Origin of the sequence: Catalinimonas alkaloidigena (assembly GCF_900100765.1) — a bacterium.
Taxonomy (GTDB): domain Bacteria; phylum Bacteroidota; class Bacteroidia; order Cytophagales; family Flexibacteraceae; genus Mooreia; species Mooreia alkaloidigena.
In genome coordinates this window covers 691,509-714,355 of the sequence record NZ_FNFO01000003.1, presented here as the reverse complement: position 1 = coordinate 714,355, position 22,847 = coordinate 691,509, and the positions used below count along the sequence as shown (strand labels likewise).

The window sequence follows — 22,847 nt, the reverse complement described above, 5'->3', positions numbered from 1 at the left end:
AAAACCGCCGATATTTGTAGTTCGGCACCATGTATGTATTGGCCTAAACCGTATTTTTGATTCCTAATGTATCGCTTAAAAAAGCAGGGATTATTACTTCTATGTGCTGGTCTTTTTCTCAGTTATGAGGGAATGGCACAAATCGACAATCCTGGTAATGCTCCCTACTCCCGATTTGGCATTGGCGAACTTACCCCGGCGGGGCTGCAACGCAACATGGCGTTGGGTCAGTCGGGCGTGGCCTCCGGGCGTGCCGATTTTGTGAACGTGCTCAACCCGGCCCTACTGTACCACAATTCGCGAGCGACCATCTTCGAATCCAGTCTGGTCGGGCAACAGAAAAAAATCGTCAGCGACAGCGTGGATCGCAACGTGTTCAACGCCAACCTGGCTTACATCACGTTTGCCTTCCCGGTACTCTACAACCGGGGTGCGCTGGCCGTGGGCATTGCTCCCTATTCCAACGTAGACTACAACATCAACCTGCAACGCTCTACGCCGGGCGACACGTTAGAGTACTTCGAGCAGCTTTACGGCAGCGGGGGGCTGAACCGCGCTTTTGTCGCGGGCGGATCGCGCATTGGAAAGCAATTTTCGGTAGGCTTTCAGGTCAGTTACATTTTCGGGAACATCGAAACCCATCAGGACCTGCGCCTGTTGACCACCGACGCCGCCACGCTGACCGTAGGCCGTACGCTGAGCCGCCGGGTATCCGACCTGACGGTGGGGTTTGGGGCGGCCTGGCAAAAGAAACTTTTCAGCGATTACTACCTCAGCCTCGGTGCTACGTATGATCTACAGACCGATCTCAAAACGCAGTATCAGCAGATGGTCGTGCGGAAAGTAGCCCCCGGTGTTACCGATGGATCGGTGACGGATACGTTACCGGAATTCACGCAGGATCGTCAGGGCGCGATACGCATCCCCGCTTCGTACCGGGGTGGCTTTAGCTTTAGCCAGGTGAGTCTCCGGAAGGCCTACTGGTCAATTTCGGCCGATTACGCCTACCGCGAGTGGAGCAATTATCAGGGTATGGATGGTAACAGTAGCTTTCAAAATTCGTATTTGATAGGTGCGGGTGCAGAGTGGTCTCCCGCCCGAGGTACGGGTGGTCTGCCGAAGTATTACGAACTGATGGTGTACCGCCTGGGCTTCTCTTACGAAAAAATGCCGCTGGTATTCAACAATACACAATTGGACGATATTGGCATTAATTTTGGATTAACCTTTCCCGTAAACAAGAATCAGTCGGGAATCAATGTAGCCTTTACCTTGGGGCAACGCGGGACGGCAAGCAACAACCTATTGCAGGAAAAGTACTTCCGGTGCAGCGTCGGCTTCACGCTCAGCGATTCACGGTGGTTCCGCCGGTATAAGTTGGATTAATTAAATTTCTAGTATAGACAATGAGAAAATTAGCACTTGCACTCCTGTTTCTTTTCAGCTGCAGCAGCCTGGTGATGGCCCAAGATTGGGGCGACAACCCTGATCAGGCGCGTCTTGAGTATGTTCAACTGAAAGATTTAACCGCGGCGAAAGATTATGCAGCCGCCAAGCCTCATTTCCTCTGGCTGTGGCAACATGCCCCCAAACTGGGCAAGCTGATCTACATCAAAGGCAACCAGATTTACGAAGGGTTGGCCGATGCCGCTACCGATGCTACCAAAAAAGCCGCTTTGCAAGACACAGCCCTGATGCTGTACGACGTTCGCGTTCAGTACGGTGATGCAGAAGCCGACATGATGAACCGCAAGGGGCTGAAAGCCTATACGTACCTCAAAGATCGCTCTGACAAACAGCAGGAGCTGTACCAGTTATACAAAAAGATTTTCGATCTGAATAAGAACGATGTCTACGTACAGAACGCCATTCCGTTTATGCAACTGACCTGCAACGAGAAAAATGCAGGGCGCCTCACTGACGAAGACGTACTGGCCAACTACGATCAGATTTCAGCCGCTTACGAAGCAGGTGCTTCGGGTCAGTACAAAGACTCGTGGGAGCAGGTAAAGGAGATTACCGATGGTCTGCTGGCCGGTTGCGTCAACATCGACTGTGAGTTCGTTAAGAACAACTTCGGTCCGAAACTGAAAGAAAACCCGTCGGACGCGGTGTTGGCAAAGAAAATTGCCAGCCTGATGTATACGGGTAAGTGCACGGATGATCCCCTGTTCCTGGAAGCCGCCATTATCCTCAATAAAGCGGAACCTACGTTCGGTTGGTCTAAGACAATCGGCCGCATCTTGCGGAGCAACAAGGAGTATGACAAGGCGATGGAATACTACAATCAAGCCGCCGAACTGGCGGACGATAACACCAAGAAAGGTGACGTTCTGCTGGAAGTAGCTCAGCTGCAAAGTGACCTGGGACAGCGCCAGTCGGCACGCTCCACTGCCCTGAAAGCGGCTTCGGCCGATCCCAGCAAAAAAGCTCCTGCCAATGAACTGATCGGTGACCTGTACTTCAACAGCTACAACGATTGTTCTGGAGGAAACCCGGTTGAGAAGCGTCTGGTCTTCATCGCGGCCTACGAGAAATACCAGGCCGCCGGTGCCAGCCGCAAGATGAGCACAGCCAAGGCCCAGTTCCCTTCGGCTTCCGAAATCTTCACGCAGGGTTACGAAAAAGGACAGAAGATGAACACGGGTTGCTGGATTGGCGAAACCGTCACGCTGCAAACCCGTCCTTCCGATAACTAAGTCGACGCACAATTTTCTCAAAAGGTCAGCGTGTACCCCACGTTGACCTTTTTATGTTTACGGATTGCAAGCGCTATGAAGCACATGTCCAAATTACTATCCGGGTGGTCTGTGTGGTTGATGATCGGAGGCACGCTGGTGGCCTGTCAGGACAATAGCCCTTCGTTACAGGCGATGCAGGTATACGAAGGCCCCCGCTTCGAAGCCGAGAACATCGAAACCCTGTACAGTGACTCGGCGCAGCTTCGGATGCGGATGGAAGCGCCACTGCAACAGGAGTTCCAGAGCGGCGATCAGGATTTTCCTCGCGGGATTTACATCGAATTTTTCAGCCCCGAGGGCGAAAAAACCTCTACCCTCCGGGCCGATTCGGCCCATATGGAAAAAGCTACCTCGCTGTACAAAGCCTACGGCAACGTAATTGTGATCAATCTGGAGAAACACGAAACCCTGAAAACCGAGGAGTTGTTCTGGAACCAACGCGAGGATAAAATTTATACCGATAAATTTGTGCGGATCGAAACGCCAAAAGAAATCCTGCTCGGCGAAGGGCTTGTGACCAACCAGCGTTTCTCTCCGTACAAAATCCAAAAACTGCGCGGTACCATTGCCGTGCCCGACGAAGAATGAAGTTTTGGCCGATCGTTTGGTTTTCTATCAGTGTTGCTACTTTTGTGATTGGCGTACATCAATCCTTCATGGTAGGAATTGCCAATAGCTATTGGGTGTTTATGATCAGCGGAGGTGCTTTTCTGGCGTATCGACTCGTACAGCGACCCGAACCCGACGACGCCCCACCACCCCCTACTCCTCCCCCATCCCGCAAGTCGCGGCATGCCTCTAAAAAATAGATGGAATACGTTCAATTCCTGCTCATTGCACTCTTCCTGCTGCTTTCCGCGTTCTTTTCAGGAATCGAGATTGCCTTCGTTTCTTCCAACAAACTGGTCATCGAACTGCAGCGGAAGCGCGGCACGCTGGCCGGCTACATCCTGTCCTACTTCGTAGCCCACCCCTCCCGGTTCATTGCCGCCATGCTGATTGGCAACACCATCGCCATCAGTGCGTACGGCATCGTGATGGCCGCGGTGCTCAATCCCTGGCTAGAACCGGTGCTCAATAACGACATCGGTGTTCTGCTGTTGCAAACCATCATCTCGACGTTGATCGTCCTGCCCGTTGCCGAGTTTCTGCCCAAGAGCCTGTTCATGATCAACCCGAACCGGATGTTGTCGGCCCTGGTGGTCCCGCTGGCGATTATCTACGGCATTATGTACCTGTTCGTGTTTCTGATCGTGAACCTGGCGCGGCTGGTCATCGAACACCTGTTCCGCATGAAGTATTCGGAAGATCGGCCCGTATTCGGCATTACGGACGTCAATAATTACATCCAGAATACCATCACCACCCCGCAACAGGAAGAAGACGCCGAGATCAACGCCCGTATCTTCAGCAATGCGGTGGAATTCAAATCGTTACGCGTGCGGGAGTGTATGATTCCCCGCACCGACATCGTGGCGATTGATAAAGAAGATGGCCTGGAGGAACTGAAGCAGGTGTTTATGGAAAGCGGCCACTCGCGCATCCCGGTTTACAAGGAAAACATCGACGACATTGTAGGATTCTGCCACTCGTCGGCGCTTTTCAAAAAGCCGCAAACCCTGGAAGAAATCATCTCTCCGATCATTATCGTGCCCGAAACCTTACATGCCAAAGAGTTGCTGGTGCAGTTCATCAGCGAACACAAAAGCATTGCTCTGGTGGTGGATGAATTTGGCGGTACGTCCGGGCTGGTGACGATTGAGGACGTGATGGAAGAAATTTTCGGAGAAATTCAGGACGAACACGACGAAGAAGACTGGGTAGAACAGAAGATCGATGCCCATACCTATCTGCTCAGCGCACGCCACGAAGTCGACTACCTGAACGAAAAATACCAGTGGAACATCCCCGAGGGCGACTACGAAACGCTGGGGGGGTACATCATTTCCATCGAAGAAGACCTCCCCAAGGTTGGCGAGGTTATTGATGCTCAGCCCTTTAGGTTCACGATCACGTCCATGCAGGACGCACGGATCGATACCGTTCAGGTGACAGTTCTTACGCCACAAGAGGAAGATTAACAAGTCCTTAGGCTTGTTATTTTTGCTTCATCCTCGTTATTTTGCAAACCTTTTTATCAACCCAATTTGTGCTCTTATGTCAATTATTCAAACGCTTCGCGATAAGTCGTGGATTGCGGTCGTTTTCGTGCTGATTGCCATGGTGGCCTTCATCCTTGGCGACCTGTTCGGCCCGAATTCCATGCTACTGGGCAACAACAAGCAGCTGGTAGGCGAAATCGCCGGCGAGGACGTCACGTTGCAGGAGTATCAGGCGAAAGTCGACGAACTTACCCGCAACATGGCGATCCAGAACGGAGGGACGCCGCCGTCGGAAGCTCAAATGCCCGCCATCCGCGAGCAAGCCTGGAACCAGCTGATCTTCGAAAAAGCGTACCAGAAGCAGTTCGAAGCGCTGGGGCTGGAAGTCACTGCCGACGAGCAGTACGACATGGTGCAGGGCAATAACATCCACCCCTGGGTCCGCCAGTCGTTCTCCGATCCCGAAACCGGCGAATTTGACGGGGAGCGTATTCGTACCTTCCTCTCGGCCCTGAAAGCGGGACAAGTTCCACCAGAACAGCAGATGATGTGGCTCAATTTCGAGAGCCAGTTGATTCCGAACCGCCTCCAGACGAAGTACGAAAACCTGCTGACCTCCACCAACTACATCACCAAAGCAGAAGCGCAGCGCGAGTACCAGAAGCAAAGCGCCAAAGCCAGCCTGCGGTACGTGTACGTGCCGTACCGTTCGGTGGCCGATTCTACCATCCAGGTATCGGACAGTGATCTGAATGCTTACCTGAAAGCTCACGCTTCGGAGTTCAAGCAGGAAGACACCCGCACCTTCGATTACGTCGTGTTCCCACTTTCGGCTTCGAAAGAAGACAGCGCCGCGGTGTACCGCGAACTCGCCCAACTGAAAGAAGAATTCAAGCAGGCCGTAAACGACTCAGTATTTGCCGTTAATAACTCTGATGTCTCGGTAGCACCTCGTCTGGTCATGCCGTCGGAATTACCGACCGAACTGGCCGACGCCAGCTTCACGCTACAGACTGGCGAAGTGTACGGACCGTTCACCAACGGCAACGCACTGGCCCTCTATAAGATTGGCGAAACCGACGAAACAGGCGAGTCTTACGTACGCGCCAGCCACATCCTGATTAAACCTGCCGCCGATACCGATGCGGATAAGCAACTCGCCAAGAAGGAAGCACGCCGCATCCTGGGCGAAATCAAAGGCGGTGCTTCGTTTGCAGAGATGGCCCGCCAGTACGGCACCGACGGCACCGCCACGCGGGGCGGCGATCTGGGCTGGTTTGGCAAAGGACGCATGGTGAAGCCTTTCGAAGATGCGGTTTTCGCCAAGCAGGGCACCGGTCTGTTGAACGACGTGGTCGAAACCAACTTCGGCTACCACATCATTGAAGTAACCCAGCCGCAGGACAGCAAACGTTACAAGCTTTACACCGTGCAGCGCGAACTGGAAGCGAGCGAAGGGTCGCGCGAACAAGTGTATCGCGAGGCCAGCCGCTTTGCCGGTACGGCCACCGGTGCCGAAGCGTTCGATCGTTTGCAGGAGGAGAATCCTGCGGTCAACCGTTTCACCGCTTCCCGGATTCAGAAAAACGCCCAGTACGTTAACAACATCAGTGGACGCGGCGCCCGCGACATGATCCGCTGGGCGTTCAACGACGCGCAAGTGGGCGATGTATCGGGTGTGTTCGAAGCGGACGACCAGTACATTGTCGCCGTGCTGACCGGCAAAACCGAAGCCGGAACCCCTGCGCTGGCCGATGTGCGTAGCGAAGTGGAAAGCGAGGTCATCAAAGAGAAGAAAGCCGAACAGATCAAAGCCCGTCTGAAAGAGATTTCGGAGAAAGACCTGGATGCTATCGCGAAGGCATATGGCAGCGGTGCTACGGTGAACTCGGCCAACGACGTGACGCTGGGATCAGGTTCTCTGCCCGGCATCGGCGTCGATCCGCTTCTGTTGGGCGCGGCTTTTGCCCTGGAGCCCAACAACGTGTCGCAACCGGTTGCCGGTGACAACGGCGTCGCCATTCTGGAAGTGACGTCCAAAGAGCCCGCGGCCGAAATTGCTGACTACAACACGTACAAAGGCGAAGTAGAACAGCGGCTCGGCAGCCGGACCCAATACGCGGTTTCGCAAGTGATTCGCGAAAAATCGGACATTGAAGACGAGCGCGTCAAATATTTTTAAGCAACCCCACGTTGCAGAGAAAGCCGGCCCTACAGGTCGGCTTTTTTGTTTTACCTACGCCTGCTTGCTGGTGCGTACCTTTGGTCTTTCGATTTTGATTTCTATGCCACCACATGTTTCGATCCACGCCTGGTTACGCTCGGTAGGATTCGCAGGAATCGCCGGTGCGTTTCTGTCGTCGTGTAGCGTCACGTCTACTTCTACTACTTCCATGTCTACTCCCGTTGTCTCCCCTTCGCCCGATTCTCATACATTTGCCCGACCGACCGAGGCTGTGGTTCGTCACCTGGACCTGACGCTTTCGGTACGCTTCGAAGAGAAAAAACTGATCGGAAAAGCCGTCTACGATATAGTGAACCAGACCGGTACCGATGCCATTTTCTTCGATACGCAACAGCTGAACGTGGAGCATGTCACGATCGGAGCCCCCGAAGTGGCCACCGAGTTCAGCCTGGAGCCGGAGGACGCTACGCTAGGGCGCGCCCTGAAGGTGAAAATTTTACCTGACACCCGCCGCGTCACTCTCTACTACCAGACCACCCCTGACGCCGCGGCGCTGCAATGGCTTTCGCCGGCACAAACGGCCGGAAAAGAGCATCCGTTTCTGTTTACCCAGGGGCAAGCCATCCTGACCCGTTCGTGGATTCCGGTACAGGACAGTCCCGGTATCCGCTTTACGTACAATGCTCACCTGAAAGTGCCTGAAGCCCTGATGGCCGTGATGAGCGCCGTGAACCCCACCGAACGCAGCAGTACCGGTGAGTACCACTTCCACATGCCACAGCCCGTTCCGGCTTACCTGATCGCTCTGGCGGTGGGCAATTTGGTATTCGAACCGATCAGCGAGCGTACAGGCGTCTATGCCGAGCCGGAAACCATCGAAAAGGCAGCGTATGAGTTCGCAGAACTCCCCCACATGTTGGAGGCTGCAGAAACGCTCTATGGGCCTTACGAATGGGAACGCTACGACCTGCTGGTGCTGCCGCCCAGCTTCCCTTTTGGCGGCATGGAGAATCCGCGCCTGACGTTCGCTACCCCGACCATTCTGGCAGGCGATCGTTCCCTAACGAGCCTCGTGGCGCACGAACTGGCCCATTCGTGGTCGGGCAATCTGGTGACCAACGCGACCTGGAACGATTTCTGGCTGAACGAAGGGTTTACGGTCTATTTTGAGCGACGCATCATTGAAGCGCTGTACGGTTCGGATTACGCCGCCATGCTGGAGGCACTCGGTTGGCAGGATCTGCAACATACCGTAGCTGAGCTGGGGACGGAAAGTGCCGATACGCAGTTGAAGTTAGCGTTAGAAGGACGCAATCCGGATGACGGGATGAACGACATTGCCTACGAAAAAGGGTATTTCCTGCTACGCCTGCTGGAAGAGCACGTCGGACGCGACCGGTTTGATGCTTTTCTACGGCAGTATTTCGCCGATCATAAATTCCAGACGATGGATACGGAGCGGTTTATTACTTACCTGCAGGAACATTTTTTAGAAGCGGGCGCTTTCGATTCGTTGCAGGTAAATCAGTGGATTTATGGGGTGGGGATTCCGAAAAACGCTACGAAAATAGATGCTGCCAAGTTTGCAGAAGTGGATAACTTTCTGCATTTGTGGATAAGTGGCGGGGTTATCAACAAAAATGCCACAAAAGATTGGTCTTCGCACGAATGGCTCCATTTTATCCGACAATTGCCCCGCGAGGTAACATCGGAACAAATGGCGGCACTCGACAACGCGTTTCACTTTACCCAATCGGGCAATGCCGAAATTCAGGCAGCCTGGTACGAGTTGGCCATCCGCCACCAGTATACACCCGCTTACAATGCCGTCGAGGCGTTTCTGACCGAAGTGGGCCGTCGGAAGTTTCTCGTCCCCCTTTACAAGGCGTTTAAGGAAACCGGTCAACTCTCCCGCGCCCGTGCCATTTACCAGCAGGCCCGCCCCGGTTACCATTACGTGTCGCAGGCCACCCTGGACCAATTGCTGAAGTCATAAAAAAAGCCCTCCTTTTCGGGAGGGCTTTTTTAGGCGTTCTGAGCGCTCTTAGTATAAATCCGAATAGATGTACTTGTTTTCCTGAATCATCGCGTTAGCGACCCTGCGACGGGCCTCTTTCGCGTTGAACGGCGCCACTTTGGTAAACCGCTTCAGCCCCATCAGCATCACACGCTGCTCGTCGCCTTCAGAGAAAGCGTTGATCGCGTTCTTTCCCCAGGAATGGATGCGGTCGGCCGTGTCGTACAGGTAGGTGCGCGTCATGTCGATCTGCCCCTGACACGCTTCTTCGCCCCGCTTGCCGACCAGCTTCTCGGTCCGCAGCATCGCGGACTCGACCGTATAGATTTCGATCAGCATATCCGCCAGGTTCATAATGATCTCCTGCTCGTGAGCCAGCTTGTTCATGTACTTCTGCACAGCGGCACCGGCCGTCATCAGAAGGGCTTTTTTCAGATTCTTCACCGTTTTTTTCTCGGCCGCGAAGAAGCTTTCGTCTTCATCGGCTCCGAAATCAGGGATGGACATGATCTCCTTGGACACCGCCGTGGCCGGTCCCATCAGATCGATCTCACCTTTCATCCCCCGCTTCAGAATCATGTCGATGGCCAGCAGGCGGTTGATCTCGTTAGTGCCTTCGAAAATCCGGTTGATGCGGGCATCGCGGTACGAACGGTCCATGGGCGCTTCGGCCGAAAAGCCCATGCCACCGTAGACCTGCACGCCTTCGTCGACGATGTAGTCGAGCACTTCAGAGCCGTGGACTTTCATGATGGCGCATTCGATGGCGAACTGCTCGACCGACTTTAGTTTGGCCTGCGCTTCTTCCATGCCTTCACCTTTCAGGCTTTCGTAGGCGTCGTCGATGTTCTGCCCGGCGCGATAAGCCGCCGATTCCGAAACGTAGAGGCGGGTTGCCATTTCGGCCAGTTTGTACTTGATGGCGCCGTAATTGGCGATGGCCTGTCCGAACTGCTTCCGCTCGTTCGCGTAATTGATCGCCTTGTTGAGCACTTCCCGCGACGCACCGATGGCGGCGGCGGCCAGTTTGATCCGACCGATGTTGAGGATGTTAACCGCGATCTTAAAGCCGTTCTGGCGTTCGGAAAGCATGTTCTCGACCGGTACGGGCGTCTCGTTGAAGAAAATCTGCCGGGTAGACGACCCCTTGATGCCCATCTTCTTCTCTTCTTCGTTCATCGTGATGTTGCCAAACGACTTTTCCACGATGAAGGCGGTCAGGTTTTTGTCGTCCTCGATCTTAGCGAAGACGATGTAGATGTCGGCGAACCCACCATTGGTGATCCACATTTTCTGCCCGGAGATTTTGTAGTGCGAGCCGTCTTCCGACAGAACCGCCTTGGTTTTTCCGGAATTGGCATCCGAGCCCGAGTCGGGTTCGGTCAGGCAGTAGGCCGCTTTCCACTCGCCCGTTGCCAGTTTGGGCAGGTACTTTTCTTTCTGTGCCTCGTTGCCGTAGTACAGAATCGGCAGGGTGCCGATGCCCGTATGAGCCGACAGGGCCACGGCAAACGAATGCCCCGCCCCAATGATGTCGGCCACCAGCATCGACGTGTTGAAATCCATGCCGAATCCGCCGAATTGTTCCGGCACAGACGTTCCCAATAGGCCCAGTTCGCCGGCTTTGTCCATAAGTTCTGGCATCAATTCCGGGTTTTTCATGCTATCGATTTCGTCGAGCTTCGGATAGATCTCCTTGGTGAGGAAATCGCGGCACGTCTGGGCAATCATCCGCTGCTCTTCGTTGAATTCTTCAGGGATAAAAACGTCCTGCGCGTCGGTGTCTTTGACGAGAAATTCGCCGCCTTTAATGGCGCGGCCTTTTAACATCTCTTCCATGCTATTCTGGTTTTTTTAAGGTTGTTTATCGTTCTAAAAAGTGGATTAGTTCAGGAATTCGTAGATGCCGGCAACGCCCTGGCCACCGCCCACACACGCCGTCACCATGCCGTATTTTTTCTGCTGCCGCCGCATTTCGTTGAAAAGCTGGATCGACAGTTTGGTACCCGAACAGCCCAACGGATGGCCGAGCGCAATGGCACCGCCGTTGACGTTGATTTGGTCCGGGTCCAGATCCAACTCCCGGATAACGGCCACCGACTGCGCGGCAAAGGCTTCATTGAGTTCGATCAGGTCGATGTCGTTCTGCTGCAGGCCTGCCTGTTTCAGCGCTTTGGGTACGGCCGCCATCGGCCCGATGCCCATGTAGCGCGGTTCTACGCCGGCAGCGCAGTAGCTCATCATGCGGGCTATGGGTTTCAGGTTCAGTTCGTTGACCAGCCGCTCGGACATGACCAGCACAAAAGCGGCTCCATCCGACGTCTGCGACGAGTTTCCGGCCGTGACGGTACCTCCCATTGCGAAAACCGGTTTTAGACGGCTGAGCGCCTCCAGATTGGTATCGGCGCGCGGCCCTTCGTCGGTGTCTACCACATACTCGCGCTTCTTCTTTTTCATCTTCGGGTCCAGGTACGTCTCTTCGACCGTAATCGGCACAATCTCGTCCTTGAACTTGCCGTCCCTAATGGCCGCCAACGCACGCTCGTGCGAGCGCAAGGCGAACGCATCCTGATCTTCCCGACTGATCTTCCACTTCTCTCCTACCTGCTCGGCCGTGAGGCCCATCCCGATGTAATAGTCGGCGTGGTGCTCGGCGATGTCGTAGTTCAACGCGGTTTTCCAGCCCATCACCGGCACCAACGACATGGATTCGGTGCCGCCCGCAATGATGCAATCGGCTTGCCCTGCATGAATCTTGGCCGACGCGATGGCGATGGTTTCCACGCCCGAGCCGCAGTAGCGGTTCACAATCATACCGGGTACTTCGATGGGCATGGACAATAGCGAAATCATCCGGCCCATTTGCATGCCTTGTTCTGCTTCGGGCACGGCGTTGCCCACGATCACATCGTCGACGCGTTTCGGATCGAGCGAAGGCACGGACTTCATCAGGTGTTTGATGACCTCGGCGGCCAGATTATCGGGGCGCGTAAAGCGGAATCCGCCGCGGTTGGCTTTGCCGACGGCCGTACGGTAGCCGGCTACAATGTATGCATTCATGTGTTTGTGACGTTTTGAGGTGGTTGTTTAATTGCGGATCGGCTTGCCGGTTTGCAGCACCGCCTGGATGCGCTCGAGCGTTTTCCGCTCGCCGCACAGCGACAGAAACGCTTCGCGTTCCAGATCCAGCAGGTATTGTTCCGATACTTCCTGAGGCGTGGACAAATCGCCACCACAGATGACGTAGGCCAGCTTCTCGGCCACTTTTTTGTCGTGCTCGGAGATGTAGCGCCCCATGCGCATGGCGTGTACGCCAGCCTTGAACAGGGCGATGCCGGTGCGGCCTTCTACCTTGATGTCCGTCCGTTGGATCGGGTGCGTATAGCCCGCTTCAGCCAGGCTCAGCGCCGCTTTTTTCGCTTCGATGAGTTGACGGCTGCTGTTGACGGTAATGCGGTCACGGTCGCGTAGGATGCTCATCCGACGGGCCTCGTGGGCCGACGTCGCGACCTTGGCCATCGCAATGTCCATGTAGGCATTTTGCAACCGGTTCAGTTCGGGATCTCCCTTCTGGAAGCTATCGGAAGTGCGGAGGGCAAATTCTTTGGTGCCGCCCCCGCCCGGAATCAGGCCGACGCCCATTTCTACCAACCCGATGTAGGTTTCGGCAATGGCTTGTACATGGTCGGCGTGCATCGTCATTTCACAGCCGCCGCCCAGCGTCAGTCCCCGCGGGGCCACCACCACCGGAATGCTGGAATAGCGCACGCGCATCATCGTGTTCTGAAACTGGCGAATCATCAGGTCCAGTTCGTCGTATTCCTGCTCGATGGCAAACATGAAGACCATGGCCAGGTTGGCCCCGGCCGAGAAGTTGGCCGCTTCGTTGCCAATCACCAAGCCCTGGTATTCTTTTTCTGCCAGGCTGATGGCCTTGTTGATGCCCTCAATCACACCGGAGCCCAGGGTGTTCATTTTGGTGTGGAACTCCAGCCCCAAAATCCCGTCGCCCAGGTCGAACAGGGTAGCATCCGAGTTTTTCCACACGACCGAGTTTTCGCGAAGGCTATCCAGCAGAATCAGTCCTTCCGTACCGGGGATTACTTTGTACGCCTGGTCTTGCTGATCGTAGTAGAGTTTCTGGCCTCCTTCGGCTTTGTAGAACGACGTAGCGCCGGAAGTGAGCATCTCCTCTACCCACGCTGCAGGTTGTTTGCCCTGTTGTTTCAGCAACGACAAGCCATTTTCCAGCCCGATGGCATCCCAGGTTTCAAACGGGCCCATTTCCCAGCCGAAACCGGCCTTTAAGGCATCGTCGATCTTGTACAATTCGTCGGCGATTTCGGGGATCCGGTTCGTTACGTACTGGAACAGACCCGCAAACATTTTCCGGTAAAACTCACCGGCTTTGTCCTGACCTTTCAGCAGCACACCAAACCGCTTCCGCAGGTTGTCGATCGATTTAGTGGTTTCCAGCGTGGCGAACTTGGCCTTTTGGGAGGGGGCGTATTCCAGCGTTTTCAAGTCCAGGGCCAGAATCTCCGTTTGCCCGTCCTTTTTGGTTTTCTTGTAAAAACCCTGCCCGGTTTTGTCACCCAACCACTTGTTTTCTTCCATCTTCCGCACAAAATCGGGTACCTGGAAAATGCCACGCGATTCGTCGTTCGGCAGTGCTCTATAGAGGTTGTCGGCAACTTTGATCATCGTATCCAGCCCCACTACATCGGACGTGCGGAACGTAGCCGATTTGGCATGGCCGATGACAGGTCCGGTAAGCTTGTCGACTTCTTCGACAGACAGGTCCAGTTCCTGCATGATTTTGATCACCTCCATGATGGAATACACCCCGACCCGGTTGGCGATGAAAGCGGGTGTATCCTTGGCCAGTACGGTCGTTTTGCCCAGGTAGAGATCACCGTAGTTCATCAGGAAATCGACCACTTCGGGCTTTGTTTCCGGCGTTGGGATGATTTCAAGCAGCTTCAGGTAACGCGGCGGATTGAAAAAGTGCACCCCGCAGAAATGCTCCCGGAAATCGTCGCTACGTCCCTCCAGCATCAGGTGGATCGGAATCCCCGAGGTATTGGAGGTAATGAGCGTGCCGGGCGTGCGGTGTTTTTCTACCTGCTCAAATACTTTCTTTTTGATGTCCAGATTTTCGACCACCACTTCCATCACCCAATCGCACTCTTTGATGGCAGCCATGTCGTCTTCGAAATTGCCAGTGGTGATGCGGCTAGCGAAGGCAGCATCGTACAGTGGCGCCGGATTAGACTTGATCGCCGCCTGAAGCGCGTCGTTTACCAGCCGGTTCCGGTATTTTTTATCAGTCAGTTGTAGGCCTTGGGCTTTTTCTGCCTCGTTGAGTTCACGGGGCACAATGTCCAGCAGGGTCACCTTTACGCCGATGTTGGCGAAATGTGCAGCGATACGGCTTCCCATAACGCCTGACCCCAGAATGGCGACATGTTTGATCGTCCTCTTGGCAGCGCGTGGGCGCGAGCGCTGCGCCTTTTCTTCACTTAACAGAGGTATTTCCATGATGATAGGATTGGTGGTGATTGATGATTTCTGATAGCTGATTGTTTTCGATCAGGCGATTCATTTCGCCGATCACTTCAAAAAAAGTAGCAAGCTTGGCCGGAGGAAACTGTTCGCGTATAACGTAATTGAAGGCCCGCACGGTTTGTTTGGCAATGTCTCGCTTGCGCAAGCCTTCTGCGGTGAGGCAAATCCGTACCATGCGCTTGTCGTGCGCGTCGTTCGTACGGTAGATCAGGCCCGTTTCTTCCATGTTTTTTAGGGTGCGGGTCAGGCTGCGCATCTCCAGTCCCAGCATCGGGCCGATGCGTGTCGCAGGCGTGCCGAGCTTCTCGTCGATGTTGATGAGCACGTAACCGATCGTCATCGTAAAGCCCTCTTTGGCTGCCTCAGCGTTGTACCAACGGGCGATGGCATGCCAGGCAGTTTTGATGTGGTAATCGATGGTCTCTTCTTTCTTCAAATCCGTCTCCGTTTGGTGGGTTCAGTAAATATACAAAAAATGTTATGCTTGCATACTACTTTGGTGGCAAATAAAAATAGACTCCCTGCCGAGGAAGTCTATTCAAGATGGGAAAACTTGGGCGTTAGTTCAACACATCGCCCCGCAGATTTCGGAAGCGCCGTCGGGCATCCTGCGTATGAATGCTACTGGGATAGTCGCGCATCAGGCGTTGGTAGGCTTCCATAGCCTTTTCCTTATCCTTTTTCTTTTCTTCCTGTACCCGTCCGATACGATACAGCGCATCGTCACCGTAGAGATCTTGTCCGTACTGATCCACAACTTTCTGGTACAACGTTAAGGCCTGATCGGTCTTGCCTTCCTTCTCCAGGATACGTCCTTTGAGCCAGTAGATCTCGTCCGTCAAGCTATGATTGGGGTACACGACCAGCATGCTGTCCAGTGCACTATAAGCTTCGTCCAGTTGATTCTGGTATTGCAAAAGTTCAATTCGTGCGTATTCCTGCAGGGCCGCTGTGTTCGTATCAAGCGCTAAATTGTCCTGAATAAGAAGGCTGAGTTCCATGGCATCGTTGGCAATTTCGCGCGAAGTAGCCATCTTCAGAATATCCAAATGCCCTTGAGCCAATTCAAAGTCACCTTTGTAGAAGTTCAGTTTGGCGTTACGCAGCTTGGCTTCGTGACCTTTGGGGGTATCTTTTAACGATTTTTCCACCTGAGCGTACAAAAGGGTGGATTCCCAGGGTTCGCCTGCCAGAAGGTAAACATCCCCTAACAAAAGCTTGCAATCAGCGAGGAAATCTTCGGTCACTCTACGAGAAGTTAAAATTTCCCGAATGATTTCTTTTGCCTTATTCAAATCGTGGAGATAAAAGGCATACAATTCAGCGACGTTCTTTAAGCTTTTTAAGGCTTCCTCGTTGTTGGGGACTTCGGCCGCAAATTGTACATAATCCTGAATCAAGTTCTGAATTTTTACTTCATCCACCGGGTAGATGCGCTTTACGGCTTCTTCTTTCGCTTCGATGTAGTAGCGTCGTGAAATGGAGTAGAACGGGCTTTCCCGGTATTCTTTGGTTAGGTAACCGAAGATCTCCTCGGCCGCTTCGAAATCGCCATTTTTCAGGGCAATTTCGCCTGTTTCGAACAGGGTTCCTCCTTGCTTTCGCTCGCGCCGATCAATGGCTTTAGCCTGGATAAAAGCACCATAGAAATCTTTGTCTTGGATGTATAGCCACAGTAAAAGTTGGTTATACGCGATTTCGTTAGGTTTCTTCTGCGTTTTTTCAATTAAGATTTTTTCAAGTTGTTGGCGTTCTTTGTCGTCGCGCAGAAAATTTTGCATGGTATTCTGCACGCTCTCTACCGCTTCGGGATCTTCTTCCGCCCACGAAACTAATTCCTGAATTGCGTCATCGACGTCTCCCTGAGAATAATACAAATTTGAAATTTGCACATGATACGGACCAAGTCCGCTTTTTTGAGCGGCTTCGTAAACTTTCAAGGCAAAACCGTTCTGCCCTTTTTCGGACAGGTAGGAGGCGAGTTGTTCGGTTTCACGCGCGCTTTGCTGCGTACGTTCCACCAACTTCTGGAGGTGCGCCGTGGCACTTTTCTCTGCGCCCTGATTCAGCAACAAGAGTCCGTAGTCAGCCTGGGCTTTGAGGTCGTCCGGTTGTTCCTTCAGGTACTTCTTCAGGAATTTCTCCTTCTCGCCCTCTTTTTTCAGCGCAGTCAACACCAGCATGTACTCGTCGTAAATGGACGAGTAGTTCTCTTTGCTTTTGGCCAGTCTGGTCAGGAGCTCTTCAGCTTTTACGTAATCCTCGTTTTGGACATACTCTTTGGCGATTTCAAGGTCTTTGCTTTGTGCCCAGGCATTCGTTGCCAGGGCACACCCCAAAAGGGCAACAGAAGCGCTCTTTCGTAGCACTCTGACCCAGGAGGGATCGGATGCAAATGTATTTTTTTTTCTCATACTTCGATTTTCAGGTTTTTCTTACCTCCTACAGCAATAATTAACATTTAGATTTTTTTAAAATTTTAAATCCCTCCGCTGCTACTATTAGGGGTGTGGATAAGTGGAAAACCACGTGATTTAGGAAATTGATTTCTTGTAGAACGCAACTTATCCACACTTCGTGCATAAGTTGTGAACAACCTTTTGGAGGTGAATATCAATCACTTAACACAGTTATCCACAGTGTTGACACTCGGTGTTTTTCCACTGCTCTTTCTTGGAGTGCATGTGTTGACAACTTCGGGAAAGATGTGTGAAGAAGCAAAGAGTTTTCCTCATCTCTTTTATCGGACTTTTGCGATGTGGATAAATAGTACGCCTTTTCCCACACTTATCCCCTGCTTGGACACAGATTCGTGTGGATAAGTAATTTTATAACTAGCTGATTTTCAGATGGGTTTAAAAGGCTTATGTGGATAACTTCTGGCAATTGTGTATATCACCAGCCCCATGTAAGGTCGCGTACTTCCCAATTTGCCTTTAAGGTAATGGTGCGATCGCCTTGGGCATTCGTATAATAGTGGACTTCTTCAGGAAGAATCTTTCTGGCGAAGCTTCCCTTGTCCCACTTTCCATTTTGGTTCTTATCCACAATAGCGCGAAGTTGATATGTCCCTGGCCGGACATTGTCAAACGTGAAGTCTGACTGGTACAAACTCTGGCGCACTACTTCTCCCCTATCGTTCACAAGTTCCACTATAATATTCTCCGCCGGCATGTTGACTTTCCCCCGAGCGATGGCTACTTCTTCAGAACTTGCGCGTTTCAGGGTAAGGCTGTCTTTACGATTGGTCTGGCCGTTGATATAGGAAAGCGTCCCCGCAGGAATAAGTAGACCGTAAGCGCGAGTAGTGGGTAAGGTAATTTTTAGCTTAGTACGGCCAAACAAAATACTGTCCACATTCAGACTCGTAACCGTACTATCTTGGTACAGGAAAAAAGCAAGCGAATCGCTCGACGTTTGGCGTAACGGAAGGGGGAGCTGCAATTCCCACTGATTAGCATCCGTCCCGACGATGGGTGACGCCTTAGCAGCTTGCTTGACTGTATCTACCTTGACTTCCTCTGGGACAGGCAACGATAGGTTTACTTTTACGATCGTATCCAAAATCGATCCTATAGAGTCTTCCGCCTGCACTCGTATTCGTAGGGAATCGACGTAGTCTGTTTCCTTATAAAGCCTTATTTTCGAATTAGCTTCTGTTGTAAAGGGCAATTCTTTGCCGGTAGATTCTGCAAAAAGCGAGACCTTCGCAAAGGGTTTGTTGGTTTCCAGAGTCACATTGACTTTTTCATTCCGGACTCTTTTTAAGCGAAGCGTATCATCATTTGAGGCTATGGAGTACAATACAATACCGCTGGTATCGCTAATTAAGGGGATACTGTCGGGTAAAAAACCAATTTGTTCATCGACATTATCGTAGATCAAGTTGTTATTTTTTTCTACCAGTGCGTAGATTTTATACTCTCCAGGTGCCAAGTTGCTGATCACAAACTCCCCTTCTTCGTCGGTAACGGCATAATAAAGCGGCTTATCCTCTTGAATAGTCAGGGTATCCTGAGCATCGTATAACAGTACCGATGCCTCTTCTACAGGAAGTTGTGTTAAAGGAGACAGCACGGTGCCCGAAATCGAGAGTGAATCGAGATAATCGCCCGTACTGAAGGCTATACGCACATTTTTAGCCTTGTTTTTTTCAGTTATGTCCTCAATGCTCTCACCAAAATTGAGCGTAGTCGTGGTATTAGCTGGGAAGTCTTCTTCAAACTCTAACTGAATTCTATTGCGCTTCACCTTGTAATCGAACTTAATTCCTTCTCTAAAAGGCGTTATTAGCACATTTTGCTGGGGATTTACAATCGATACGTTCTCGTCGAATTCGAGAATAATTTGTTTTCCCTTATAATTAATGCTTCCATTTTCAGGAATCACCTTTACTAATACAGGGCTGATGGTATCGCGTGTACCCCCTTCAGGAGCGCGGACGTTTGCGCAACGGCAATGGAGGCCTAGGAGTAGAATCAGCAAAATGCTACTCAGCTGTTTTCCCATAAAAAACTACAGATTGGTGTTAATAATTACCAGAATAGGTAAATAGAAAGGCTACAGACGCGCCTCCCTGTGGTTAGTCGTTGACTAAACGATTTCTAATACGTAGATAATGCTAGAATATTGAGAAGACTGGGAAGCTTTTACATTAGACTTCAGTCCAATTTCCATCGCTTTTAACAGGCTTGGGAGCGTTAACTTGCCCTTCCGATAGCGTTCGCTTAACAGGGATACATAGAAAGAGTCGAGCACCATTCCCCTTTGTCGTATGACACGGAAGCCAAACTTCCTAGCTAATGCCTGCATTACCGAAGGCTGGAAATGATGCAAATGCCGTGGAACATCATATGCCGCCCAATAGTGTTGATAAAAAGTTGCGTCGTACGCTTCGGGATTAGGAACCGCAATCACTACTTTTCCATCCGGCTTCACCAGTTCGCATAGCTTTTTGAAAGTGGCGGATAGGTCATGCATGTGTTCTAATACATGCCACAGCGTTATCACGTCGAACCGATAGTTGCCGGCTACTTCTTGGATCTGTTGCAAAACCTCTCCATGTATTTTCTGGGCAGCTAGTTCACGCGCTTTTGGATCAGGTTCTACTCCCTCTACCATCCACCCTCCCCTTTGGCAAAATTCGGCGAAATAGCCAGTACCGCATCCCACATCCAACAACCTCTTCCCCTCGGGAGATAGCTTTCGAACGAGAGAGCGCTTCTGTAATAGGGTCGCTTGACGTGCTAATTTGTAAAGCTTGTTTACAAACCCTTGGCTCGTATCACTGTGGGATATGTACGCCGCTGACTGATAATACGAACCGATGTGCGCATTCGCAGGGCGTGGATTGGTAAACAGATGGCCACAACTGTTGCACGCATCAATGCTGAACAATTCGTGGCTTACTGAATAATCGAGGCACTTTTTGTACAACGAAAACTGACTACTCTCAGCCCCGCAGGCGGGGCACTGCAAAACCGCTTCTTTCATTTGCTCATATAAACCATCAGGATGGAGATATCCGTCGGCTTAATTCCGCTAATGCGGATCGCCTGTCCTAAGGTAGAAGGTTTGTGTTTGGAAAGCTTTTCTTTTGCTTCGTTCGAAAGCGCTTTCAGTTGGTAATAGTCGAAGTTTGGATTGATATTCTTTTCTTCTACTTCTAATAACCGTTGCGCATTCTGACGTTCTTTTTCAATGTAGCTTTCGTATTTTACCAGAATGCTAGCCTGTTCTATAGATTCAGGCGAAAATTGAGCCAATCCTTCGCTTAAGCTATCATTCAATTGAAAATCGCTGATCTCGATCGAGGGTCTTTTCAGAAGGTTGATCAAAGAGGCCTTTTCAGAAATTTCTGCCGACTTCTTTGCCGCCAACATGGCATTTACTTCCTCAGGGACCACTTTTTCGCGTCGTAAGAAATCGACAAGCAACTCCGTCTGGCTTTTTTTGAATTGTACCTGCTCGTAGCGTTCGGCACTGGCTAGTCCCAAGCCATATCCTTTTTCCGTCAACCGGATATCCGCGTTATCTTGGCGCAACAAGATTCGATACTCAGCTCTGGACGTAAACATGCGGTACGGTTCTTCCGTCCCTTTGTTAATCAAGTCATCGATCAATACGCCGATGTAGGCCTCAGAGCGATTGAGAATGAAGGGCTCTTTCTCTTTAACTTTCAAATGGGCATTAATTCCTGCCATCAAACCCTGACAAGCGGCTTCCTCGTACCCCGTGGTCCCATTGATCTGACCCGCAAAAAACAGCCCCTCAATGAGTTTGGTCTCTAACGTGTATCCCAACTGAGTAGGCGGAAAGTAATCGTATTCTATAGCGTAGCCGGGCCGGAACATTTTTGCGTTCTCGAAACCGGGAATTTTTGTCAGGGCTTTGTACTGCACATCTTCCGGCAACGATGAAGAAAAACCGTTTACGTAGATCTCTACCGTATCCCAGCCTTCAGGTTCCACGAAAATCTGGTGGCGTTCCCGTTCAGCAAAGCGGTTAATCTTGTCTTCAATAGAGGGGCAATAACGCGGCCCTAGTCCCTGAATTCGCCCATTGAACATCGGAGACTTATCAAATCCGGTCTTCAGAATGTCATGTACTTCCGCATTGGTGTAAGTGATATGGCAACTCTTTTGTTGCTGAATGGGCTGTACGGTGTTCAGATAGGAGAACTTCCCGGGTTCTTCATCACCCTTCTGCTCTTCCATCGCTGCATAATTCAACGAGCGGCCATCGATCCGAGGAGGCGTGCCCGTTTTCATACGACCGCTCTCAAACCCTAATTGAATAAGCTGCTCAGTAAGTCCTTTGGCCGATTTCTCACCAGCTCTACCCCCACCGAACCGCTTTTCACCAATGTGAATGATCCCATTCAGAAACGTACCGTTGGTCAAGACCACTGCATCGGCCTCTATTTCAATTCCTAATTGGGTACGTACGCCTGTTACTCTTTTCCCCTCTATCAAAAGATCGGTGACCGTTTCCTGCCAGAAATCGACATTAGGATTACTTTCCAGTGATAACCGCCACGCCTCTGCGAATCGCATCCGATCGCTTTGGCAACGGGGGCTCCACATAGCGGGTCCTTTTGAGCGATTGAGCATACGAAACTGAATAGCGGTCTGGTCAGCGATAATGCCAGACATGCCTCCAAGTGCATCAATTTCCCGAACGATCTGTCCTTTTGCCACGCCACCCATGGCAGGATTGCAAGACATTTGTGCGATAGTCTGCATATTCATCGTAACCAACAACACTTTAGAACCCATCGTGGCCGCACTATGGGCAGCCTCGCAGCCCGCATGCCCCCCCCCTACTACAATGACGTCGTACTTTTTGAACATAACCAAGAATGAAATGTTCCACGTGGAGCGATCATCATGGCTCCACGTGGAACGTTAGTCAGGAAGCAAAGATAGAAAAACATTTTCCTGCATCCGCATTAGCGATTTCAAAGGTTTTGTGCTGTCTTCCATACCTAACAGATGCAAAACACCGTGAATCATGACCCGATGCAATTCGTTCTCAAAAGAAGTGTTTTGAGTTTTAGAGTTATCTAAAACCCGATCAATGCTGATAAAAATATCACCCTCAATCGCCTCCTCTTCTGAGTAGTCAAACGTGATAACATCAGTAAAGTAATTATGATTCAGATAATCGATGTTTACCTGCAACAAGGCTTCATCGGACATGAAGATAAAATTGAGGTGAGTAATGGGAACATCGAAGAAAGCAAAAATGCTTCTTAAAACCTTTCGGCTAAAAGAAGCATTAGAGAGTTTGAAGGAAATACCTTCGTAGAAGAACTGAATTTTAGAAGCCATCAGTCAACATAAAAAAGCAGTTCGACTTCGCTTCCGTTGTTATTAAAGTTCACTTCGTCTGATAAGTTCTTCATGAGGAAAATGCCGCGCCCACCGGGTTTTAGAATGTTCTCAGGGGCGGTGGGATCAGGTAAGTTGTCAAAATCAAACCCTTCGCCCTGGTCTTGCACTACAAATCGCAACTGATGGTCGTCTTTGTAAAGGGTAAGATTGACATTTTTGGTAATATCATTATGGTTGCCGTGCTTGATGGCGTTATTGACAGATTCCGTGACAGCAATCATAATGTTTCCATAGATGTCATCACTAATACCAAGTTCGCGTTGAGTATTCTCAATAAAGCTCTCAACCAAACGAATATTCTCAATAATTGAGGGTATTGTAAGCCGAATTGGGTTCATG

16 protein-coding genes are annotated in these 22,847 nt (G+C 51.4%); 6 read left to right on the top strand and 10 right to left on the bottom strand.

From position 1 onward, the window contains the following. The first annotated feature begins 132 nt into the window (after positions 1-132). The 6 genes from BLR44_RS10205 to BLR44_RS10180 all read left to right on the top strand — a co-directional run bounded on the left by BLR44_RS10205 (position 133) and on the right by BLR44_RS10180 (position 9,024). On the top strand, positions 133-1,386 hold the full coding sequence (locus tag BLR44_RS10205) for a BamG family beta-barrel-assembly machinery protein (RefSeq protein ID WP_143017222.1): 1,254 nt from the start codon (positions 133-135) through the stop codon (positions 1,384-1,386). Between the two features lie 20 nt (positions 1,387-1,406). After that, positions 1,407-2,699 carry a tetratricopeptide repeat protein gene (locus BLR44_RS10200; protein WP_089681597.1) on the top strand — a complete coding sequence of 431 codons (1,293 nt, stop codon included), beginning with the start codon at positions 1,407-1,409 and terminating at the stop codon, positions 2,697-2,699. An 84-nt stretch (positions 2,700-2,783) separates the two neighbouring features. Then, positions 2,784-3,329, top strand: a complete 546-nt coding sequence (gene lptC, locus BLR44_RS10195; RefSeq protein WP_176955975.1) for an LPS export ABC transporter periplasmic protein LptC — start codon at positions 2,784-2,786, stop codon at positions 3,327-3,329. A 221-nt stretch (positions 3,330-3,550) separates the two neighbouring features. Next, positions 3,551-4,822 (top strand): hemolysin family protein, encoded by a 1,272-nt coding sequence (locus BLR44_RS10190; protein WP_089681595.1) that lies wholly within the window; start codon positions 3,551-3,553, stop codon positions 4,820-4,822. Positions 4,823-4,898: 76 nt separating this feature from the next. Further along, complete coding sequence (locus tag BLR44_RS10185) at positions 4,899-7,025, top strand: peptidylprolyl isomerase (protein ID WP_089681594.1); 2,127 nt, start codon at positions 4,899-4,901, stop codon at positions 7,023-7,025. Between the two features lie 103 nt (positions 7,026-7,128). After that, complete coding sequence (locus tag BLR44_RS10180; protein WP_245706025.1) at positions 7,129-9,024, top strand: M1 family metallopeptidase; 1,896 nt, start codon at positions 7,129-7,131, stop codon at positions 9,022-9,024. Positions 9,025-9,072: 48 nt separating this feature from the next. Here the strand turns inward: BLR44_RS10180 and BLR44_RS10175 are convergent, their stop codons facing one another. The 10 genes from BLR44_RS10175 to BLR44_RS10130 all read right to left on the bottom strand — a co-directional run bounded on the left by BLR44_RS10175 (position 9,073) and on the right by BLR44_RS10130 (position 22,846). Beyond that, the gene (locus tag BLR44_RS10175) at positions 9,073-10,884 is read right to left on the bottom strand and encodes an acyl-CoA dehydrogenase family protein (protein ID WP_089681592.1); all 1,812 of its coding nucleotides are present in this window, start codon (positions 10,882-10,884) and stop codon (positions 9,073-9,075) included. A gap of 45 nt (positions 10,885-10,929) precedes the next feature. After that, positions 10,930-12,105, bottom strand: coding sequence for an acetyl-CoA C-acyltransferase (locus tag BLR44_RS10170; protein WP_089681591.1), 1,176 nt, complete (start codon positions 12,103-12,105; stop codon positions 10,930-10,932). A 27-nt stretch (positions 12,106-12,132) separates the two neighbouring features. Further along, on the bottom strand, positions 12,133-14,586 hold the full coding sequence (locus tag BLR44_RS10165; protein ID WP_089681590.1) for a 3-hydroxyacyl-CoA dehydrogenase/enoyl-CoA hydratase family protein: 2,454 nt from the start codon (positions 14,584-14,586) through the stop codon (positions 12,133-12,135). After that, positions 14,564-15,049, bottom strand: coding sequence for a MarR family winged helix-turn-helix transcriptional regulator (locus tag BLR44_RS10160; RefSeq protein WP_089681589.1), 486 nt, complete (start codon positions 15,047-15,049; stop codon positions 14,564-14,566). Before BLR44_RS10160 ends, BLR44_RS10165 begins: the two co-directional genes overlap by 23 nt. 124 nt (positions 15,050-15,173) lie before the next feature. Next, a complete protein-coding gene (locus BLR44_RS10155) occupies positions 15,174-17,027 on the bottom strand; it encodes a tetratricopeptide repeat protein (protein ID WP_089681588.1) in 1,854 nt (617 codons plus the stop codon). Between the two features lie 481 nt (positions 17,028-17,508). After that, positions 17,509-19,122, bottom strand: a complete 1,614-nt coding sequence (locus BLR44_RS10150) for an Ig-like domain-containing protein (RefSeq protein WP_089681587.1) — start codon at positions 19,120-19,122, stop codon at positions 17,509-17,511. 84 nt (positions 19,123-19,206) lie between these two features. Next, the gene (locus BLR44_RS10145; protein ID WP_089681586.1) at positions 19,207-20,106 is read right to left on the bottom strand and encodes a methyltransferase domain-containing protein; all 900 of its coding nucleotides are present in this window, start codon (positions 20,104-20,106) and stop codon (positions 19,207-19,209) included. Next, a complete protein-coding gene (gene mnmG, locus BLR44_RS10140; RefSeq protein ID WP_089681585.1) occupies positions 20,103-21,965 on the bottom strand; it encodes a tRNA uridine-5-carboxymethylaminomethyl(34) synthesis enzyme MnmG in 1,863 nt (620 codons plus the stop codon). The genes BLR44_RS10145 and mnmG overlap by 4 nt, the downstream gene beginning before the upstream one ends. 54 nt (positions 21,966-22,019) lie before the next feature. Then, positions 22,020-22,445 (bottom strand): rRNA maturation RNase YbeY, encoded by a 426-nt coding sequence (ybeY, locus tag BLR44_RS10135; protein ID WP_089681584.1) that lies wholly within the window; start codon positions 22,443-22,445, stop codon positions 22,020-22,022. Then, the gene (locus BLR44_RS10130; protein ID WP_089681583.1) at positions 22,445-22,846 is read right to left on the bottom strand and encodes an ATP-binding protein; all 402 of its coding nucleotides are present in this window, start codon (positions 22,844-22,846) and stop codon (positions 22,445-22,447) included. Before BLR44_RS10130 ends, ybeY begins: the two co-directional genes overlap by 1 nt. Position 22,847: the final 1 nt, after the last annotated feature.

What these genes read in the sequence shown, in the direction of transcription:
- BLR44_RS10175 (WP_089681592.1), bottom strand. Translation starts at nt 10,884, where the DNA reads ATGGAAGAGATGTTAAAAGGCCGCGCCATTAAAGGCGGCGAATTTCTC.
- ybeY (WP_089681584.1), bottom strand. Translation starts at nt 22,445, where the DNA reads ATGGCTTCTAAAATTCAGTTCTTCTACGAAGGTATTTCCTTCAAACTC.
- BLR44_RS10155 (WP_089681588.1), bottom strand. Translation starts at nt 17,027, where the DNA reads ATGAGAAAAAAAAATACATTTGCATCCGATCCCTCCTGGGTCAGAGTG.
- mnmG (WP_089681585.1), bottom strand. Translation starts at nt 21,965, where the DNA reads ATGTTCAAAAAGTACGACGTCATTGTAGTAGGGGGGGGGCATGCGGGC.
- BLR44_RS10170 (WP_089681591.1), bottom strand. Translation starts at nt 12,105, where the DNA reads ATGAATGCATACATTGTAGCCGGCTACCGTACGGCCGTCGGCAAAGCC.
- BLR44_RS10145 (WP_089681586.1), bottom strand. Translation starts at nt 20,106, where the DNA reads ATGAAAGAAGCGGTTTTGCAGTGCCCCGCCTGCGGGGCTGAGAGTAGT.
- lptC (WP_176955975.1), top strand. Translation starts at nt 2,784, where the DNA reads ATGTCCAAATTACTATCCGGGTGGTCTGTGTGGTTGATGATCGGAGGC.
- BLR44_RS10205 (WP_143017222.1), top strand. Translation starts at nt 133, where the DNA reads ATGGCACAAATCGACAATCCTGGTAATGCTCCCTACTCCCGATTTGGC.
- BLR44_RS10200 (WP_089681597.1), top strand. Translation starts at nt 1,407, where the DNA reads ATGAGAAAATTAGCACTTGCACTCCTGTTTCTTTTCAGCTGCAGCAGC.
- BLR44_RS10150 (WP_089681587.1), bottom strand. Translation starts at nt 19,122, where the DNA reads ATGGGAAAACAGCTGAGTAGCATTTTGCTGATTCTACTCCTAGGCCTC.
- BLR44_RS10180 (WP_245706025.1), top strand. Translation starts at nt 7,129, where the DNA reads ATGCCACCACATGTTTCGATCCACGCCTGGTTACGCTCGGTAGGATTC.
- BLR44_RS10130 (WP_089681583.1), bottom strand. Translation starts at nt 22,846, where the DNA reads ATGAACCCAATTCGGCTTACAATACCCTCAATTATTGAGAATATTCGT.
- BLR44_RS10190 (WP_089681595.1), top strand. Translation starts at nt 3,551, where the DNA reads ATGGAATACGTTCAATTCCTGCTCATTGCACTCTTCCTGCTGCTTTCC.
- BLR44_RS10165 (WP_089681590.1), bottom strand. Translation starts at nt 14,586, where the DNA reads ATGGAAATACCTCTGTTAAGTGAAGAAAAGGCGCAGCGCTCGCGCCCA.
- BLR44_RS10185 (WP_089681594.1), top strand. Translation starts at nt 4,899, where the DNA reads ATGTCAATTATTCAAACGCTTCGCGATAAGTCGTGGATTGCGGTCGTT.